The sequence below is a fragment of the Gilvimarinus gilvus genome, assembly GCF_030518155.1.
Lineage (GTDB): Bacteria > Pseudomonadota > Gammaproteobacteria > Pseudomonadales > Cellvibrionaceae > Gilvimarinus > Gilvimarinus gilvus.
Window position 1 is genome coordinate 1 of record NZ_JAULRU010000437.1, and the last position, 372, is coordinate 372.

The following is a 372-nucleotide window of genomic DNA, read 5'->3' on the forward strand; positions in this document are numbered from 1 at the left end:
AAAACGTTGGGTTTTTGGTTGGGTGCAAAAGAATTTCAAAGGAAAGAAGAATGCTGATTTGTGGAAAAGATTTTTAGAAGTTTATAAAATTCATCGTGTAAAATTTCAATGGATAAAAGGTCATGCTGGACATCATTGGAACGAAGAAGCTGATAAATTAGCGGTTGCGGCAGCAAATAAACCAGAAAATTTTAAGATAGATTCTTACTTCGAAATTCATCAAAACGAAGAATAATTTTCTACTTTTGTGAGGCAGAGAGAAAAATGAAAATGAAGACGTTGTGGAGATTTCTCCTACTACTTTTAATTACAATTTACAGTTGTTCACCTAAAAAAGAAAAAGGTGAACTTGTCTACTTTAGTGGACGAATT

General features: G+C 32.3%; 1 protein-coding gene. It reads left to right on the forward strand.

What is annotated here, in order from left to right:
• Positions 1–235, forward strand: a 235-nt coding sequence (locus QWI17_RS08755) for a ribonuclease HI (RefSeq protein WP_368045333.1), incomplete at its 5' end; no start/stop codon positions are given.
• Positions 236–372 lie beyond the last annotated feature (137 nt).